The sequence below is a fragment of the Pseudomonas sp. NBB genome, assembly GCF_032701105.1.
Lineage (GTDB): Bacteria > Pseudomonadota > Gammaproteobacteria > Pseudomonadales > Pseudomonadaceae > Aquipseudomonas > Aquipseudomonas asiatica.
On the sequence record NZ_CP103994.1, the window covers coordinates 1,781,746 to 1,800,526 of the forward strand.

Genomic DNA, 18,781 nt, shown 5'->3' on the forward strand with positions numbered 1-18,781 from the left:
GACCTGCACATGCGTACCGAACAACCGCAAGTGATCTATCTCAAGGACTACCAGGCGCCCGAGTACCTGATCGACGAGACGCACCTGACCTTCGAGCTGTTCGAGGACCATACCCTGGTTCACGCGCAACTGGTCATGCGCCGCAACCCGGCACGCGGTGCCGGCCTGCCGCCACTGGTACTCGATGGCCAGCAGCTGGAGCTGCTGCGCGCCTCGCTGGATGACCAGGAGCTGCAGCCGGGCGACTACCAGCTCGACGCTGACAGCCTGACCGTGCAGCCCAAGGCCGAGCGCTTCACCCTCGACACCAGCGTGAAGATCCACCCCGAGAGCAACACCGCACTGGAAGGCCTGTACAAGTCGGGCAAGATGTTCTGCACCCAGTGCGAGGCCGAAGGCTTCCGCAAGATCACCTACTACCTCGATCGTCCGGATGTGATGAGCACCTTCACCACCACGGTCATCGCCGAGCAGCATCGCTACCCGGTATTGCTGTCGAACGGCAACCCGATCGGCAGCGGGCCGGCAGACGATGGCCGCCACTGGGCGACCTGGGAAGACCCGTTCATGAAGCCGGCCTACCTGTTCGCCCTGGTGGCCGGTGACCTGTGGTGCGTCGAGGACAGCTTCACCCGCCAGTCCGGCCGTGACGTGACCCTGCGCATCTACGTCGAGCCCGAGAACATCGACAAGTGCGACCACGCCATGGTCAGCCTGAAGAAGTCCATGCGCTGGGACGAAGAAGTCTATGGCCGCGAGTACGACCTGGACATCTTCATGATCGTCGCGGTCAACGACTTCAACATGGGCGCCATGGAAAACAAGGGCCTGAACATCTTCAACTCCAGCTGTGTGCTGGCTCGTGCCGAAACCGCCACCGATGCCGCCCACCAGCGCGTCGAAGGCGTGGTCGCCCACGAGTATTTCCACAACTGGTCGGGCAACCGCGTCACCTGCCGTGACTGGTTCCAGCTGTCGCTGAAGGAAGGCTTCACGGTGTTCCGAGATGCCGAGTTCAGCGCCGACATGAACTCGCGCACGGTCAAGCGCATCGAAGACGTGGCCTACCTGCGTACTCACCAGTTCGCCGAAGACGCTGGCCCCATGGCCCACCCGGTGCGCCCGGACAGCTTCATCGAGATCTCCAACTTCTACACCCTGACCGTGTACGAGAAGGGCGCCGAAGTGGTGCGCATGGTTCGTACCCTGCTGGGCGCCGACGGCTTCCGCAAGGGCAGCGACCTGTACTTTGAACGCCACGATGGCCAAGCGGTGACCACCGACGATTTCATCAAGGCCATGGAAGACGCCAACGGCGTCGACTTCACCCAGTTCAAGCGCTGGTACAACCAGGCCGGCACCCCGCGCCTGGAAGTCAGCGAGGCCTATGACGCGGCCGCGCAAACCTACAGCCTGACCTTCCGCCAAAGCTGCCCGCAGACCCCGGACAAGGCCGAAAAGCTGCCGTTCGTGATCCCGGTGGAGCTTGGCCTGCTGGATGCCGCAGGCAACGACCTGCCGCTGCAACTGGCCGGCGAAGATACGGCGCAGGGCACCAGCCGCGTGCTGTCGGTGACCGAGGCCGAGCAGACCTTCACCTTCCAGGGTATCCAGGCCAAGCCGCTGCCGTCGCTTCTGCGTGGCTTCAGTGCACCGGTCAAGCTGAGCTTCCCCTACGACCGCGACCAGCTGATGTTCCTCATGCAGCACGACAGCGACGGCTTCAACCGCTGGGAGGCGGGGCAGCAGTTGTCGGTGCAGGTGCTGCAGGAGCTGATCGGCCAGCATCAGCGCGGCGAGGCACTGAAGCTCGACCAGCGCCTGATCACCGCCCTGGGCACCGTGCTCGGCAATGAGTCGCTGGACCCGGCCATGGTTGCCGAAATGCTCTCGCTGCCGGGTGAGGCATACCTCACCGAGATCAGCCAGGTGGCCGACGTGGACGCCATCCACGCTGCCCGCGAGTTCGCCCGCCAGCAGATCGCCGAGCAGCTGTTCGACGCCCTGTGGGCGCGCTACCAGGCCAACCGCGAAGTGTCGCGCAGCACCGCCTACGTGGCCTCGGCCGAGCATTTCGCTCGCCGCAGCCTGCAGAACATCGCGCTGTCGTACCTGATGCAGAGCGGCAAGCCGCAGGTGCTGCAGGCGGCTTTGGAGCAGTTCGAGCACTGCGACAACATGACCGAGCGCCTGACCGCCCTGGCCGTGCTGGTCAACTCACCGTTCGAAGCCGAGCGGGCCAAGGCGCTGGAAGCCTTTGCCGAGCACTTCAAGGACAACCCGCTGGTCATGGACCAGTGGTTCAGCGTGCAGGCGGCCAGTACGCTGCCGGGCGGGCTGGCGCGGGTCAAGGCGCTGATGCAGCACCCGGCGTTCACCCTGAAGAACCCGAACAAGGTACGTGCGTTGATCGGCGCCTTTGCCGGGCAGAACCTGGTCAACTTCCATGCGGCGGATGGCTCCGGCTACCGCTTCCTGGCGGACCTGGTGATCGAGCTGAATGCGCTGAACCCGCAGATCGCTTCGCGGCAACTGGCACCGCTGACCCGCTGGCGCAAGTATGACGATGCGCGTCAGGCCCTGATGAAGGGCGAGCTGGAGCGGATTCTGGCTTCTGGTGAGCTGTCCAGTGATGTGTATGAGGTTGTGAGCAAGAGCCTGGCTTGAGTTTTCCGTAGCCTGAACCGACCTCTTCGCGGGTAAACCCGCTCCCACAGGTACTGCACCGCTTTCATGGGCTGTGCAGGACCTGTGGGAGCGGGTTTACCCGCGAAGCTTTTGGAGCCGACAACAAAACATAACACCCCGCCCGTTGTGTTCCCGCAAATATCCCCGCTACGATCCCCTCAAGCTATTGCGGGCCTCTAGATCAGGCTTTTCGCAGTACCTGCAGTGCATTGACCCACCAGACAAGAACACAACAGGGGGACAGTCATGAGGGAACAGAACAGGCGCTTTGCCTGGCCATTGGCAGCCAGCGCGGTACTGGCGCTGGGGCTCGGCGTGTGGGCTGACAGCGTGCAAGCCGCTGCCGCCGACGAATATTCCACCGAATCGGCCAAGGCCAGCCAAAGCCTGCTGATCGACGCCACCCATGCCGGTAAGCGCCTGGTGGTAGTGGGCGATCGCGGTCATATCCTGTTCTCCGACGACCAGGGCAGAACCTGGACCCAGGCGCGGGTGCCCACCCGGCAACTGCTGACCGCGGTGTTCTTCCTCGACGACAAGCGCGGCTGGGCCGTCGGCCACGATGCGCTGGTGCTCGCCAGCAGCGATGGTGGTGCCACCTGGAGCAAGCAGTTCGAAGACCTGACCCGCGAAGCACCCTTGCTCGATGTCGCCTTCCTCGACGCCCGGCACGGCTTTGCCGTAGGTGCCTACGGCGCCTTGCTGGAAACCACCGACGGCGGCCAGCACTGGCAGGACGTGGCCGAGCGCCTGGACAACCCCGACCAGCTGCACCTGAACGGTATCGCCCAGGTGCGTGACGCGGGCCTGTTCATTGTCGGCGAGCAGGGCGGCATGTTCCGCTCGGCCGACAACGGTCAGACCTGGGCCAAGGTTCAAGGCCCCTACGAGGGCTCGCTGTTCGGCGTGATAGGCACTGCACAGCCGCGCACATTGCTGGCCTACGGCCTGCGCGGCAACCTGTTCCGCTCCACCGATTTCGGTGACAGCTGGCAACCGATCGAGCTCAAGGCCGCACGTGGCACCCTCGAATTCGGCCTGGCAGGCGCTACGCTTGTCGAGGACGGTAGCCTGGTGCTGGTCGGCAATGGCGGCAGCGTGCTGCGCAGTACCGATGACGGCCAGACCTTCAGTGTCTACAACCGCGCCGACCGCATTGCCCTGGCCGGCGTCAGCGGCCTGGCCGATGGCGGCCTGCTGCTGGTAGGGCAGGGTGGCGTGCACCTGGCTGACCCGCAGGGTGCTGACCAGGAGGTGCGTCCATGACCAGCAGGGAGAGCATCACCATGCACCCGCATCACCAGGACAAGGCCACGTTGCTCGAACGCCTGATCTTCAACAATCGCCCCGTGGTCATCGCCCTGTGCGTGCTGGTCAGCATCTTCCTGTTCTGGCAGGCCACGCAGATACGCCCGTCCACCAGCTTCGAGAAGATGATCCCGCTGCAGCACCCGTTCATCGAGCAGATGATGGAGCACCGCAACGACCTGGCCAACCTCGGCAACACCGTGCGCATTTCGGTGGAGGCCGTGAATGGCGACATCTTCGACAAGGACTACATGGAGACCCTGCGGCAGATCCATGACGAAGTGTTCTACATCCCTGGCGTCGACCGTGCCGGGTTGAAGTCGCTGTGGAGCCCCAGCGTGCGCTGGAGCGAGGTCACCGAGGAAGGCTTCTCGGGTGGCGAGGTGATTCCCAACACCTACAACGGCTCGCAGGACAGCCTCGACACCCTGCGCGACAACGTGCTCAAGTCGGGCCAGGTGGGGCGACTGGTGGGCAACAACTTCAAGTCCAGCATCGTCGATGTGCCACTGCTGGAGAGCTACCCCGACCCGCAGGACCCAGGCAAGCAGGTGAAGTTGGACTACCAGCAGTTCTCGCACCAGCTTGAAGAAAAGATCCGTGACAAGTTCCAGGCGCAGAACCCCAACGTGAAGGTGCACATCGTCGGCTTCGCCAAGAAGGTCGGCGACCTGATCGACGGCCTGGTGATGGTGGCGATGTTCTTCGGCGTCGCCCTGGCCATCACCTGGGTGCTGCTGTACTGGTTCACCTGGTGCATCCGCAGTACCATCGCCGTGCTCATCACCACCCTGGTGGCAGTGGTCTGGCAGTTGGGCCTGATGCATGCAGTGGGCTTTGGCCTGGACCCGTACTCGATGCTGGTGCCGTTCCTGATCTTCGCCATTGGCATTTCCCACGGGGTGCAGAAGATCAACGGTATCGCCCTGCAGTCGAGTGACGCCGACAACGCCCTGACCGCCGCCCGGCGCACCTTCCGCCAGCTGTTCCTGCCGGGGATGATCGCCATCCTCGCCGACGCCGTGGGCTTCATCACCCTGCTGATTATCGACATCGGCGTGATTCGTGAACTGGCCATCGGTGCCTCCATCGGTGTGGCGGTGATCGTGTTCACCAACCTCATCCTGCTGCCGGTAGCGATCTCCTACGTCGGCATCAGCAAGAAGGCCGTCGAGCGCAGCAAGCAGGACGCCACCCGCGAGCACCCGTTCTGGCGCCTGTTGTCGAACTTCGCCAGTGCCAAGGTGGCGCCGGTGTCGGTGGCCCTGGCGCTGGTCGCCTTCGCCGGTGGCCTGTGGTACAGCCAGAACCTGAAGATCGGCGACCTCGACCAGGGTGCGCCGGAACTGCGCCCCGACTCGCGCTACAACCAGGACAACAACTTCATCATCAGCAACTACTCGACCAGTTCCGACGTGCTGGTGATCATGGTCAAGACCCCGCCGGAAAGCTGCTCGATCCACTCGACCATGGCGCCGATCGACGAGCTGATGTGGACCATGCAGAACACCCCGGGCGTGCAGTCGGCAATTTCCCTCGTGACCGTGTCCAAGCAGGTGATCAAGGGCATGAACGAGGGCAGCCTGAAATGGGAAACCCTGTCGCGCAACCCGGACATCCTCAACAACTCCATCGCCCGCGCCGACGGCTTGTACAACGGCGACTGCTCGCTGGCGCCGGTGCTGGTGTTCCTCAACGACCACAAGGCCGAAACCCTGGAGCGGGTCACTGCCGTGGCCAAGGCGTTTGCCGACAGCCACAACAAGGAAGGCCTGCAGTTCCTGCTGGCGGCGGGCAATGCCGGGATCGAAGCGGCGACCAACGAGGTGATCAAGTCGGCCGAGCTGACCATCCTGATCCTGGTGTACATCTGCGTGGCGGTGATGTGCCTGATTACCTTCCGCTCGTTCGCCGCCACCCTGTGCATCGTCCTGCCGCTGGTGCTGACTTCGGTGCTGGGCAACGCGCTGATGGCCTACATGGGTATCGGGGTCAAGGTGGCGACCTTGCCGGTGGTGGCGCTGGGTGTGGGCATTGGCGTGGACTATGGCATCTACATCTACAGCCGGCTGGAAAGCTTCCTGCGCGCCGGGTTGCCGTTGCAGGAGGCGTATTACGAGACCCTGCGCTCGACCGGCAAGGCAGTGCTGTTCACCGGCTTGTGCCTGGCCATCGGCGTGTGCACCTGGATCTTCTCGGCTATCAAGTTCCAGGCGGACATGGGGCTGATGCTGACCTTCATGCTGCTGTGGAACATGTTCGGTGCGCTGTGGCTGCTGCCGGCGCTGGCAAGGTTCCTGATCAAGCCTGAGAAGATGGTGGGCAAGGAGGGGGGCTCCATTTTCGCTCATTGACCGCAGGGGGCCGCTCCTGCAGGGGAACGCGTATCGGCAGGCTGATGCGATCCCTGTAGGAGCGGCCTTGTGTCGCGATGGGCTGCAAAGCAGCCCCAGGGCTATAATGCCAACTCATTTCAGATTGGTACCCCCATGTCCCCCCTCGCCACCGCCCTGCAGTCCTGCGACATGCTCCTGATCGACGGCCTGCACGCCTTCGACTTCACCTCCGATGAATCCGGCCTCACCATCGAATGCATGGACGGCCGCCAGCTCCGCCGCTGGACCTTCACCCCCGAGCAGATCACAGCTGCCATCGCCGTGGGTGACGAGTGGCAACTCGACGATGCCGACGGCGCGCATCGGCTAGTCTGTATGAGTGCCTTTCGCGCCCCGGATGATGACGAAGATGAATCGGATCTGGACGAGCCTGCTGACCGCTAGCCTGATGAGCCTGACCATCCATGCCCACGCCGCCACCTTGCTGGTGGGCAGTTACACCGATGGCGCCAGCGAGGGCATCTACCGCTACGGGTTCGACGAAAAGACCGGTCATATCGACCCGTCGCCGCAGCAGGTGGTGGAGAGTGTCAGCCCTTCATGGCTGGTGCTGTCGGCCGATCAACGTCAGCTCTTTGCGGTCAACGAAACGCCGAAGGGCGGGGTCAGCAGTTTCGCCGTCAGTGCAAAAGGCGAGATCAAGCTGCTCAACCAGGTACCCAGCCAAGGTGACGAGCCTACCCACGCCAGCCTCAGCCAGGACCAGCGTTATCTGTTCGTGGCCAACTACGCGGTCAAGCCCGATCCCGGCGGCAGCCTGGTGGTAGTCCCGGTGGCCAAGGACGGCAAGCTCAAGCCGGTGGTGCAACAGGCCCGGCACAAGGCGAGCGGGGTCAACCCCGAGCGCCAGGCTGGCGCCCATGTGCATTCGCTGGTGCTGTCACCCGACGGCCGCCACCTGTATGCCAGCGACCTGGGGGCCGACAAGGTGTTCATCTACCGCTACGACGGTGCCAGCGCAGACCACCCGTTGACGCCGGCGATCCCCGCGTCGGTGGACCTGCCGCCGGGCAGCGGGCCGCGCCACCTGTTGTTCGACGCCAAGGGTCGGCACGCCTACCTGACCCTGGAAATGAGTGCCGAAGTGGTGATGTTCGACGTGCAGGAGGGCAACCTGGTCGAACGCCAGCGCCTGCCCCTGACCGAGAGCAAGGAAGCTGCGGCGAAAGCGGCAGGTGGCTTGCACTTGTCGGCAGACGGGCGCTTCCTGTATGTGAGCAACCGAGGCACGGCCAACGAGATCGTGGCGTTCAGCGTGGGCAAGCAGGATGGCCAGCTGACCTTCCTGCAGCGCCGTTCGGTGGAGGGGGATCATCCCCGCGAGTTCGCCCTCGACCCGAGTGACAACTTCTTGCTGGTGGCCAACCAGAAGAGCAACCAGATCGTGGTGATGCGCCGCGATCCGCGCAGCGGCAAGCTGTTGGAGACGGTGCAGACGCTGAAGCAGGATGCGCCGTCGGACCTGAAGTTCATCGAGTGATATCGATCGGCGTGATAGTCGATACTGGCGCAATGAATTTTTGCCTGCGGCTTCGGCGGCGTAAGTTTGACCCAAGGCCCAAACAGGCCAACGTCAAACCACCGCCGTCGAGGTCAGCCCAGATGAACTTCAATCTCTTCCCGGTCATTGCCGCATCCGCCATTTCCGCTTCGGTCGTATTGCCAGCGCATGCCCATGCCGACAGCAGCGGCAAGGCGTCCGCTACCCATAGCTACACCGAACAGTACCTGCGCCAGAGTGCCAACTTCCATGCGGCATTGAGTGGCAAGCACAACCACTGACTCAAGCCTGACACGGATCCTGTGGGAGCGGCCTTGTGTCGCGAAAGGGGCGCGAAGCGCCCCCAGGATTTCAGCGGTTTACCCCAGGATTGCCGGGGCCGCTGTGCGGCCCTTTCGCGACACAAGGCCGCTCCCACAGGGGACTGTGCAATGCTGATAGTTGTTCATTTGGCCATGACTGACCTGAACAGCTCCGAAGCCAACCACCCCTCCAGCCAGCTCCGCACCCGCGGATAAGCCGCCTCGGCGAACCACTGCGGTTCGACCCCGGCAAACTGGCGCATCAGGGGCAGCAACGCGGCATCGGCAATGCTCGGGTGCGTGGCCAGCAAGTAGGGCCTGCCTGCCAGCAGGCCCTCGAGCTCCGCCAGCCAGGCCTCGGCCTGCTGGCGGTAATGCTCGCGGGTATGCTCGGGGTAGCGCTCGGCATACTTGTACAGGTTCACCTGCGCCTTGAACGTGCTGTCGTTGCGCGCAATCAGTGTTTCAGCCTGCTGCGCCGCCGCAGGGTCGGCCTGCAGCCGCCAGTCCTGCGGGTCGTTTTGCGCCAGCGCCCAGCGCATGATGTCCAGGCTTTCTTCGAGCACCCCGGCACCGGTATCCAGTACCGGCACCGTGCCCTTGGGTGACAAGGCCAGCAGTTCTGCCGGCTTGTTCTTCATCGCTACCTCGCGAATCTCCACCTTGCACTCCGCATAGCGCAGGGCCAGGCGCGCGCGCATGGCCCAGGGGCAGCGGCGGAACGAGTAGAGGATCACCCGCACACCTCCACGTCACTCAGGCCATTGCCTTGGCGGCGCACCTGGATCTGCACCGGGATGCGTTCGTGCATTTCCTGCACGTGGGAAATCACCGCCACCTTGCGGCCCTGGGCCTGCAAGCCGTCAAGGGCGTCCATGGCCAGTTGCAGCGACTCGGGGTCGAGGCTGCCGAAGCCTTCATCGATGAACAGCGATTCGATGCGCAGCGTGCTGGAGGCCATCGAGGCCAGGCCCAGGGCCAGGGCCAGCGACACCAGGAAGGTTTCCCCGCCAGACAGCGAGTGCACCGAACGCAGTTCGTCACCCATCTCGGTGTCCAGCACCAGCAGGCCCAGGGCGCTGCCGCCGCGCTTTAGGCGGTAACGGCGGGCCAGCTGGCGCAGCTGGGCGTTGGCGTGGTGCAGCAGCAGGTCGAGGTTGTAGCCCTGGGCGATCTTGCGGAACACATCGCCAGAGGCCGAGCCGATCAGGGCGTTCAGGCGAGCCCAGCGTTGCCACTGCTGGTGGGCCTGTTCGATTTCCGCCGCCAGCGCCTGGTGCGCCTGTTGGCGATGCTGGTCATCGGCCTGCTGTGCACGCAGTTCGGCGCATTGCTGCTCATGGCCGGCCAGGCGTTCGCGCAGTTCGGTCAGGGCCTGTTCCAAGGCGTCGGCCGAGGTGTCCACAGTCATTTGCGCGGCATGTTGCTGCAGGCGTTGTTCACGTTCCTGCAGCAGCACGCGTCCCTGTTCGATGGCCTTTTCGGCGCCTTGCAGGCGCTGGCGCAGCTCATTTACCTGCGCGTCCTCCATGCCCAGCAGGCGATCCAGGCCGGCGTCGTCCAGTTCCGGGTGTTCTGCGCGCCACTGGGCGATCTGGCCCTGCAACTGCTGGCACTCGGCGTCCAGCGCCTGCTGCTGCTGGGTGTTGGCCTTGAGTTCGCTGGCCAGTTGCACGCCTTGGGTACGCAAGTCCTGCAGGCGCTGGGCAGTGTCGGCATCGAGGGCGCGGGCCTGCTCCAGCGCGGCGTCCATATGCAGTTGCCAGGCTTCGGCGCTGGCGTGTCCGCCCAGCAGTTCGCCGAGCGAAGCCTGGGCCTGCTGGCGCTGCTCGTCGAGGGCGGCAAGTTTCTGCTGCAGCTGCTGCTGGGTCTGCACGCGTGCCTGCTGCTGGTCGCGCAGCTTGTCCAGCTGGGCCTGGCGGGCTTGCTGTTCTTCCTGTTCGTCCTTGCGCTGCTCCAGTTGCTGCAGGCGCAGGGCGATCTGCTGGTCCAGGGCGAGGAAGGCATTGGCCGGGTCGTCGTTCAAGGCCTTGAGGGCCTCTTCGGGCAATACGCCGGCAAGGTCCTCAAGGCCTTGCTGCAACTGCTGCTCGTCGCTGGCCAGGGCCTGGTGCTGTTGCTCCAGGTGGCGCTGGGCTTGCTGTTGCGCCTGCTGGGCGGCCTGCAATTGCTGGTTGAGACGGGCTGCATCTTTTTGCAGGGCGAGCAGGGCGCTCTGGCGTTTCTCGTCCTGGCCGATTTCTTCGTCCAGGCGCCGCAGCTGGCTGTCGAGCCAGGCACTGCGGGCATTGTCGTCCTGCGGGGCCAGGGCGGGCCACAGGCTGTGCGCCTGCACCTGGGCCACCAGCGGTTGTAGCTGTTCGCCCAGTTGCTGCTGTTGCTGCTGATAATCCTTGAGCTGGGCGTTGACCACGCCCAGCTGGGTGCGCAGCTCCACCAGCTTGCTGTTGAGGGTTTCGACCTGCTTCTGCGCGGCGTCTTCCTCGGCCTGGTCATGGCGACCCAGGCTTTGCAGCAGCGCGTCAGGCTGGTGGAACGGGTGCTCGGCGCTGCCGCACACCGGGCAGGGTTCGCCGTCGCGCAACTGGCCGCGCAACTCTTCGACGCTGGTGTTACGTGCCAGGCGCTGGCGTTCCAGCAACTGGCGGGTGAGGTTGAGCGCTTGCTCGGCGGCTTCCAGCTCGGCCTTGGCGGCGGTGCCTTCGGTAATCAGTTGCTGGCGCTGCTGCATGGCCTGCTGCTGACGCACGCGTACGGCCTCCAGCTGTTGGCGCAGCTCCAGTTCACGGCCATGCAGACGTGACAGCTCTTCCACGGCGCGCTGCTGCTTGCGGTTGTCCTGCAGCATGCCACCCAGCAGGTCGATCTGTTCTGCCAGGGCCTGGGGTTCGGCCTTGGCTTCGCGGAACAGCAGCTCGAAGGCATCGCGCTCGGCCTGCAAGTGCGCATTGGCCTGGCTGGCCTGGGCTTGTAGGCCGGGCAGCTCTTCACGGCCCTTGGCCAGGCGGCCACCGATCAGCATCACTTGCTTCAGTTGCGGCAGGTAGGCGTGCCAGGCATTGGCCAGGCCCGCCAGATGCTGGCTGTCGGCGAGCGCGGTGTCGATCTGCGCCAGTTGCTGCAGGCTGCGCTGCTGGTTGTCTTCGAGCTGCTGCAGGTGCTGCTGGCCTTCGGCGACCTGCTGCTCGGCCTGCTGGCCGGCGCTGCGCTGTGCTGCCAGCTCCTGGTCCAGGCGGGCCAGGTTGTCCTGGGCGGCAAAGGCCTGGCGCAGGCGAGGGGCGTTCTCGCTGTGTTGGGCCTGGCTATCGGCAAGCGCCTGACGCGCGGCGTCCAGCGCCTGTTCGAGCTCACTGGTGCGCACTTGCAGTTCGGCTTGCTGCTGCTGTTGCTCGGCGATCTTCGCTGCCACCGGTGCCAGTTGCGCGGTCAGTGTCTGCTGGCGGTGGAACTGGTGACGCTGCGGGGCCAGACGCTCCAGGCGCACCAGGTCCAGGCGCTGGTCAGCCAGTTGTTGCCAGTCCTGTTCGGCGGCCTGCAGCGCGGTGCCGGCTTCGGCGTGCTGGGCCTGCAACTGGCGCTGCTCGTTCAGCCAGTTGCGTTGCTGTTCCAGCTGGCGCTCGCCAGCCTGGTCGGCCTTGAACTGCTGTTGCGCCTGCTCCAGGCGCTGGTCGAGTTCGGCGCGCGCTTCGGCGGCCATCGGCAGCAGGTGGCTGGCACGGTCCTTCAGGGCATTGTGGGCCTCGCCGGCTTCGCGTGCCTTGCTGAAGGCGCGCTGGCCCAGGCGGGTGTAGATGGCGGTGTTGGTGAGCTTTTCCAGCAGCTCGCTGCGTTCTTTGTCGTCGGCCTTGAGGAAGGCGCCGAATTCGCTCTGGGCCAGCATCACCGCGCGGGTGAACTGTTCGAAGTTCAGGCCCAGGCGGGCTTCGACCAGTTGTTTGTACTCGTTCTTGCCACTGCCCAGTACCTGCTCGCTGTCCAGGTCATAGAAGCTCTGGCGGCTGTGCTGCAGCTTGCCGTTGGCCTTGTCGCGGGCGCGGTTGGCTTCCCAGCGGGCGCGATAGCGGCGGCCATCGATGCCGACGAAATCGACTTCGGCAAAGCCGCTGCCGGTGCCGCGGCGCAGCAGGTTGCGCGGGTCGGAGGTAGGGATTTCACCGTCTGCATCCGGCACCTTGGCCTCGCGGCCAATGTCGTTCAGCCGTGGCACGGTGCCGAACAACGCCAGGCACAGGGCGTCGAGGAGGGTACTTTTGCCCGCCCCGGTAGGCCCGGTGATGGCGAACAGGCCGGCGCTGGCCAGCGGTTCGGCGGTGAAATCGATATCGACCGGGCCGGCCAGGGATGCCAGGTTCTTCAGGCGGATGGCGAGAATCTTCATGGCTGTTCCTCTTCCTGCTGCACGTCCTGCAACAGCAGGGCGAAGTCGGCCAGCGCCTGTTCGTCGGCGGGGTTGCCATAGGCCTGCTCCCAGGCGCGGCTGAACAGGTCCTGCGGGGTCATCTGGGCCAGTTCGACAAAGGCCAGGTCATCGTCTTCGGCATTGTTGCGGCCGGCGTATTCGGCACTGATGCGGATCAAGCGCACGGCCTTGCCTTGCAGTGCGGTTTCGATCTGCTGGCGCAGGTCGGGTTGCGGCTCATCCAGTATCACCCGCACCTCCAGCCAGGGCTGGCGGTTGGGGTCTTCGAGCAGGTCGATCACTGGCAGCTCGGCCAACTGCTCCAGCAGTTCGCCCAGTGGTGCCGGGCCGACCCGTTGCAGGGCCACGGCGCGCGGTACCGGGCGCGGTTCGACGCTGACCAGGCCAGTGCCGTCCAGCTCCACTTCCAGCACTTGGTGCGGGTAGTTGATTTCGGCGAACGACAGCGGGATCGGCGAGCCGCTGTAGCGGATGCGTTCTTCGCGGTTGACCTTCTGCGGCTTGTGCAGGTGGCCCAGGGCGACGTAGCTGATGGCCTTGTCGAACAGCTTGGCCGGCAGCGCTTCGGCGTTGCCGATGATCAGGCTGCGTTCGGAGTCCTCCGACACCGCGCCACCGGCCATGTGCGCGTGGCTGATGGCGATCAGCGCCTGGTCCTTCTTGCGCTTCTTTTGCGCGGCGGCGATCAGTTGCTGGTGCACCTGGGTAATGCCTTGCAGGTAGTCGTCACCCAGTTGCGGGCCGGTCACCTCGGCCGGGCGCAGGAAGGGCAGGGCCAGGCACCAGGCGGCGACCTTGCCACGGCCGTTGGTCAGCGGAATCAGCAGGCGCTCGGCATCCAGCTGGCCCTCGTCCAGCCAGTGCACACGGCCCAGGGCATGGGTGCGCAGGCGGCGCATCAGCGCCGCGGGCAGCTCGATGCGCGAGCCGGAGTCGTGGTTGCCAGCGATCATCACAATGTCCAGCTTCGGCTGTTGCTCGTGGGCCTGGACGATGAAGTCGTAGAGACGTTCCTGGGCTTTGACCGGCGGGTTGACCGTGTCGAAGATATCGCCGGCGATCAGCAGCGCATCCGGCTGGCGCAGGCGCAGCTGGCCGAGCAGCCAGTCGAGGAAGCAGGCGTGTTCGAAGTCGCGTTCCTGGCCGTGCAGGCTTTGGCCCAGGTGCCAGTCGGAAGTATGAAACAGACGCATGGATGACCTGTTGGTGTCGAGTCGAGCAAGCGGGGGCTTGGCTTGGGTGATGGGTGTTGCGCAAGGGCGGTATGGTAACCCAAGCCTATGCGGCAAGGCAGTCGCTCCTGGCGGGTAAGTGCTTTCCTACAAGCAGGTCCGCGCACTGAACGCCTTGTTCATTGACGGCCTAACGGCGTTTTCCTAGCGTCCTTGGGTTTCAAGCCTCAAGGACGCAACAATGATCAAGGATCTGACCGAGCGCTCGCTGCTTCAGTCTTGTCGTTCATTCACGTTGCACAACTTGGCCGAACAGGAGTAACCCCTCATGTTCGAAGCGGCCAGGTTTGGCGACGAGATTTCACACACCGGCGCATTGGGCGGCTTCCTGCTGGGCGCTGCCCTGGGTATCGCACTGGTGGCCACGGTGGCCATCGCCACCTTCACCTGCGGGTTAGGCGTGGCTTTGCTGGCCGGCATCGCGGCAGGTCTCGGGGGCAGCTTGCTGACCGCTGCCGGCGAGGCACTGGGCAGTCTGTTCTCATCCCCCTCAGGGACGATACTGACGGCCTCGCCCAACGTCTTCATAAATAGCCGCAAGGCCGCCCGCGTCGAGAAAAGCATCGGTGCCTGCGACAAGCACCCCGGCCCGGTGCAGATCGCCGAGGGCTCGACCAATGTCTTCATCAATGGCGTCGCGGCGGTGCGCAAGGGCGACAAGCTGACCTGCGGCGCGACCATTTCCGGGGGTTCGAACAACGTCTTCATCGGCGGTGGCACTTACCGCTACCTGCCCGTGGATGACGAAGTCCCGGAGTGGCTGCGCACCACCGTGGATGTGCTGATGGCGATTGCTGGCGCAGCCAGTGGCCTTGCGAATGTGCTCAAGATGGGTACCCAGGCCGGTATGAAGGCCGCCCTACCTTGTGCCCTGAAATTCACGGCCGGCTTCATTGCTGGCGAAGTGGCCGCCCGCTACATGGTCGAGCCTGTGGCACGCAGGGTGTTGGGTGGACTGGTTGGCAACCCGGTCGACCTCACCACCGGCCGCAAGCTGATCCCCGATGAAATTGACTTCAGCCTCCCGGGCTTGATGCCGATCGAGTGGTCACGTTTCTACGCCAGCGACCTTACCGTCGACAGCGTGCTCGGGCGCGGCTGGGTGCTGCCCTGGGAGCAAAGCCTGCGTCGGCGGGGCTCATTCATTTACCTCACCGACAACCAAGGCCGCAAAGTTCCGTTCGTGACCCTGCAACCGGGCGAACGGATCTACAACCCGCACGAGCAGGTGTACCTGGTGTGCACCGAGGGCGGCCACTACATCCTGCAAACGCGGGACAACCTGTTCTTCTACTTCGGCGAAGTGCCAGACACCAACAGCGAAGTGCCGCTGCAACGCATCGAGAACGTTCTCGGTCACTTCCTGCATTTCACCCGCACGCCTGACGGTACGCTGACCGACATCAGCGGCACCGGCGGCACCCGCGTGCACCTGCACTACGACCACCCGCTGGGCCGCCTGACCGACATCAAGCGCGTGGTGAACGACCAGGCGGTCGAAACGCTCACCCAGTACCGCTACGATGAACACGGCCAGCTGAGCGCGGTGATCAACCGCAACGGCCACACCGTGCGCAGTTTCAGCTACGCCGAAGGCCTGATGGTAACCCACAGCAACGCGCTGGGCCTGGGCTGCCATTACCGTTGGGAAACTCTCGGCGGCCAGCCGCGCGTGGTCGAGCACTGGACCACCGATGGCGAACGCTTCCACTTCCGCTACGACCTCGACGCCCGCACCAGCTGGGCCACCGACGTGCTCGGCCGCGAGCTGGAAGTGCAGTACAACCCCGACCACCGGGTGATCGCCAGCCGCGACTACGGCGGCGAACGCTACGCCACCGAGCTGGACGACAATGGCAACATGGTCGACCTGACCTTGGCGGACGGTAACCGCCTGCAATTCAAGTACGACGAATTCTCCCGCCTGCTCGAAGAAACCGACCCGCTGGGCCGCAAGACCACCTACGAATATCACCACCTGACCACGCTGGTGACCCAGGTCAGTTACCCGGATGGCAGCACCTGGCGGGCGCGCTACGACGAAAAGGGCAACCTGCTCGCCGAATTCGATGCCCTGGGTCAAATGACCGAATACCTGAACAGCGATGACGGCCTGCCGCACACCATTATCGACGCGACCTACAAGTCCAAGTACCTGTGGTGGAACACCTTGGCACAGGTCGAGCGTTACCAGGATTGTTCGGGCAAGAATACCTGGTACCGCTACGACGAACGCCAGCACCTCGTCGCGGTAACCGATGCGCTGAACCAGACCACCACGCTGGAGCGCAAGCCCGACGGTGAGGTGCTGCGCATCAGCCATCCCGACGGCACGGCGGAAACTTTTACCTACAACGACCTTGGTCAGGTGCTCGACCACACCGATGGCAAAGGCCAGATCACCCGCCTGCTACGCACTTCCCGTGGTTTGCCGAGTAACCGCCGGGACCCGAAAGGAGGGACGGTTCGTTACGAGTACGACAAGGCCTGGCGTCTGACCGGGTTGGTGAACGAGAACAACGCCACGTACAGCTTTGCCTACGACGCCTCGGATCGGCTGATTGAAGAGGTGCGGATCGATAACCTGACCCGGCGCTTCAGCTACAACACGGGTGGCCATCTCACCCGACTGGATGAGATCGGCTATGGCGAAAATGCCGAGCGCCCGGAGCGGCATACGTTGTTCGAGCGCGATGCCATTGGCCGACTGATCAGCAAGATCAACCGCGATGCGCGTCAAGACTATGCGTATGACGACGGCGACCGGCTGCTGAGCATCGAGCGGCAGCCGACCGGGATCGGCAAGCAGCTAGGGATCAGCGAAGAAAAGCTGGAGTACACCTACGATTTGCTGGGCCGGCTAATCAAAGAAATCACCTCCGACGGCACGCTCGGCTACGAATACGACCCGCTCGGCAATCTGACTACGCTAACCCTGCCGGATGGCCGCAAGGTCAATCACCTGTACTACGGCTGTGGGCATCTGCACCAACTGAACCTGGACGGTCAGGTGATCAGCGACATGGAGCGTGATGACCTGCACCGCGAGGTTTACCGGACCCAGGGCAAGCTCACCAGTTGTTTCGGTTATGACGAGATGGGGCGCAAGGCGCGGCAATACGCCTCGATGCTGCCCGCCGACAAGCTCTCGCAGGTGCACAACACCGGTATCAATACCTCATTGCTGGTGGAGCATGCGTACAACCCGATTCACCGCCGTTACCAATACGACCCGGCAGGTGAACTGGTGCGTACGCTCGACAAGCTGCGTGGCGAGATCAAGTACGAGTACGAAGCGAACGGCCAGTTGCGCAGCCGCGATACGGGCTCGCTGGTTGGCAGCGAAGAGTTTCGTTACGACCCTGCGGGCAACCGCTTGGATTTCAATGCCCGGCAATTTGCCAAGTCCAGGGACAACCGCATCACACACTGGCGGGACCAGGAGTATCGTTACGACCCGTGGGGCAACCTGATCGAAAAATGCTCGGAATATGGCAACCGGTTGCAGCGCTTCGGTTATGACGGTGAAAACCGGCTGGTGCGGGCGGAGACATGGGTCAATGGCAAGCTGGAGAGTACCGGGCACTACCGTTATGACAGCCTGGGGCGGCGGGTGGCCAAGCTGGCTGAGATCAATGGCCAGGTCGAGCAGAAGCGCTTCCTCTGGCAAGGGCTGAGAATGCTGCGGGAGGAGACGCCGGGGCAGAGCATCCTGTATCTGTATGAGCCGGGTAGCTATGCGCCGTTGGCGCGGGTCGATCAGGCGGAAGGGGAGGAGCAGAAGCTTTATTATTTCCATACTGACCAGATTGGTACGCCGCTGGAGGTCACGGACAGTGACGGTAAGATCGTCTGGCAGGCGACGTATCGCTCGTGGGGGGCAATAGAGAGTCTGCCGATCAATGAGATCGAGCAGAATTTGCGTTTCCAAGGTCAGTACTTTGATAGTGAAACGGGACTGCACTACAACACGTTCCGGTACTATGGTCCTGAGATAGGGCAATTTATCACCCAAGACCCAATTGGCTTGGGCGGGGGATGGAATCTCTATAAATATGCCAACAATCCGGTTGTTTGGGTTGATCCCTTTGGGTTGGATGCATTAAGCACTCTTGCCGAGCGTGGTTATTTTGGTATAACTAAAACACTAGGTGGTGGCCTAGATTATTCTGGTAGCAATGCGCTTTATGCGAAAAATCCAGGGGTCAATCCCATAGTGGTAATTGAATATACGGGAAATTATATTGAGGACTTTGAGGCTGCAAACAAAGTGGCCGAATTAAATCAAAAAACCACGCCGCGAGGCTATGTGTGGCATCATGTGGATGACTATAATCCTAAAACCAATAAAGGCACTATGCAATTAGTAGAGCAGAGGGCTCATCAAGGTGTTCCTCATAATGGAGGAGTATCTCAATATAAAGCTGCAACCGGAAAAGCTTATACATTCCCAGCCAGAAAGCCAGTGGCCGCGAAAAAAGCAGGAGGAATTTCATGTTAGATCTCGAAGGGTCTGAATCCAGTATTGATGTCGGTGATTTTTCAGAAATTGAAACTTTGGCAAATGGTAAGCTTCCGATCCTATTTAAGGAAATTTATCTTAGGAACAATGGCGGATTTCCCAGGATTACCGAGGTGGAAGGTGATGAGTATGTATTTAGTATAAATGGTTTCAATTCGGTAAAATTCGGGGAGCTACCGATAGAAAAATTAATGCAAGAATATAATGCTCAAGATAAGGCTTTGCATGGCTATGTGCCTTTTGCATATGACGATGGCGGCAACAGCTTCATGCTTTCTCTGAGGGAGGAAGACGCTGGAACTGTATATTTACTAATTCAAGATGGTCTGCAAATGGAGAGGGTCTGTGCGAGCTTTGATGATTTCGTAAATTCGCTGAGCATTGGGTGAGATAGTTGTTTTATTAAGGTGAG

11 protein-coding genes are annotated in these 18,781 nt (G+C 62.9%); 8 read left to right on the forward strand and 3 right to left on the reverse strand.

Annotation, left to right across the window (positions count from 1 at the left end; all coding sequences use genetic code 11):
• Window positions 1-9: 9 nt before the first annotated feature.
• The 6 genes from pepN (at window position 10) to NY023_RS08390 (ending at window position 8,174) form a co-directional block, all read left to right on the forward strand.
• Window positions 10-2,667, forward strand: a complete 2,658-nt coding sequence (pepN, locus tag NY023_RS08365) for an aminopeptidase N (protein ID WP_013971628.1) — start codon at window positions 10-12, stop codon at window positions 2,665-2,667.
• Between the two features lie 267 nt (window positions 2,668-2,934).
• The gene (locus NY023_RS08370; RefSeq protein WP_013971629.1) at window positions 2,935-3,954 is read left to right on the forward strand and encodes a WD40/YVTN/BNR-like repeat-containing protein; all 1,020 of its coding nucleotides are present in this window, start codon (window positions 2,935-2,937) and stop codon (window positions 3,952-3,954) included.
• A 20-nt stretch (window positions 3,955-3,974) separates the two neighbouring features.
• Window positions 3,975-6,350 (forward strand): efflux RND transporter permease subunit, encoded by a 2,376-nt coding sequence (locus NY023_RS08375; RefSeq protein WP_024086538.1) that lies wholly within the window; start codon window positions 3,975-3,977, stop codon window positions 6,348-6,350.
• Between the two features lie 135 nt (window positions 6,351-6,485).
• The gene (locus NY023_RS08380; RefSeq protein WP_013971631.1) at window positions 6,486-6,776 is read left to right on the forward strand and encodes a DUF5629 family protein; all 291 of its coding nucleotides are present in this window, start codon (window positions 6,486-6,488) and stop codon (window positions 6,774-6,776) included.
• Window positions 6,742-7,872, forward strand: a complete 1,131-nt coding sequence (locus NY023_RS08385) for a lactonase family protein (protein WP_023660912.1) — start codon at window positions 6,742-6,744, stop codon at window positions 7,870-7,872. The genes NY023_RS08380 and NY023_RS08385 overlap by 35 nt, the downstream gene beginning before the upstream one ends.
• Window positions 7,873-7,994: 122 nt before the next feature.
• Window positions 7,995-8,174 carry a hypothetical protein gene (locus NY023_RS08390; protein WP_012271225.1) on the forward strand — a complete coding sequence of 60 codons (180 nt, stop codon included), beginning with the start codon at window positions 7,995-7,997 and terminating at the stop codon, window positions 8,172-8,174.
• Window positions 8,175-8,338: 164 nt separating this feature from the next.
• On the opposite strand, the gene NY023_RS08395 is transcribed toward NY023_RS08390, so the two are convergent.
• From NY023_RS08395 to NY023_RS08405, 3 genes are read right to left on the reverse strand one after another with little or no spacing between them, the layout of a single operon-like run.
• A complete protein-coding gene (locus tag NY023_RS08395) occupies window positions 8,339-8,932 on the reverse strand; it encodes a glutathione S-transferase (RefSeq protein WP_044046925.1) in 594 nt (197 codons plus the stop codon).
• Window positions 8,929-12,573 carry an AAA family ATPase gene (locus tag NY023_RS08400; protein WP_013971634.1) on the reverse strand — a complete coding sequence of 1,215 codons (3,645 nt, stop codon included), beginning with the start codon at window positions 12,571-12,573 and terminating at the stop codon, window positions 8,929-8,931. The genes NY023_RS08395 and NY023_RS08400 overlap by 4 nt, the downstream gene beginning before the upstream one ends.
• Window positions 12,570-13,808, reverse strand: coding sequence for an exonuclease SbcCD subunit D C-terminal domain-containing protein (locus tag NY023_RS08405; RefSeq protein ID WP_013971635.1), 1,239 nt, complete (start codon window positions 13,806-13,808; stop codon window positions 12,570-12,572). Before NY023_RS08405 ends, NY023_RS08400 begins: the two co-directional genes overlap by 4 nt.
• A 307-nt stretch (window positions 13,809-14,115) precedes the next feature.
• Here NY023_RS08405 and NY023_RS08410 point away from each other — a divergent pair, with 307 nt between their 5' ends.
• A complete protein-coding gene (locus NY023_RS08410) occupies window positions 14,116-18,348 on the forward strand; it encodes an RHS repeat-associated core domain-containing protein (protein ID WP_316927890.1) in 4,233 nt (1,410 codons plus the stop codon).
• On the forward strand, window positions 18,342-18,758 hold the full coding sequence (locus NY023_RS08415; protein WP_013971636.1) for an SMI1/KNR4 family protein: 417 nt from the start codon (window positions 18,342-18,344) through the stop codon (window positions 18,756-18,758). Before NY023_RS08410 ends, NY023_RS08415 begins: the two co-directional genes overlap by 7 nt.
• The last annotated feature ends 23 nt before the right edge of the window (window positions 18,759-18,781 follow it).